Source organism: Mycobacterium sp. E3339 (assembly GCF_001666915.1).
GTDB lineage: Bacteria > Actinomycetota > Actinomycetes > Mycobacteriales > Mycobacteriaceae > Mycobacterium.
On record NZ_LZIZ01000137.1, the window covers coordinates 1 to 545 of the forward strand.

At 69.9% G+C, this 545-nt stretch carries 1 protein-coding gene; it reads right to left on the minus strand.

The genetic code is table 11. The features are described from left to right. A partial coding sequence (locus A5702_RS12195; RefSeq protein WP_156669596.1) for an AMP-binding protein occupies nt 1-545 on the minus strand: 545 nt, incomplete at both ends.

Here is a 545-nt window from a genome sequence, read left to right on the forward strand (position 1 = left end):
GCATAGACGGTGGTTTCGGTGGGCCCGTACCCGTTGAGCATCACCCGCCCGGGCGCCCACCGCTCGATCACCTCCGGTGGGCACGCCTCCCCCGCGGCCATCAGGGTCATCGGTGGCAGGTCGTGTGGGGGCAGGGCGGCCAGCGCCGAGGGGGTGTGGCTGAACACGCTGATGTGTTCGGTTCGCAGCAGGGTGTGCAGCTCCTCGGGGGAGCGGGTGATGTCGTCGGGCACCACCACCAGCCGGCCGCCGTGGAGCAGGGCACCCCAGATCTCCCACACCGAGAAGTCGAACGCATAGGAGTGGCATTGGGTCCACACCTGTTCGCGGTCCAGGTCGATGCCCACATCCAGGGTGTCGAACAGGCGGGTGATGTTGTGGTGGGTGACCGCCACCCCTTTGGGCACCCCGGTGGTGCCCGAGGTGTAGATAATGTGGGCCACCTGCTCGGGCCCCGGATCGGGCAGGGCGGTGGCCGGCCGGGTGTCGATGGCGGGGTCGGCGACATCCAGCACGGTGAGGTCGTGCCCGTCCAGCCGCCGGCG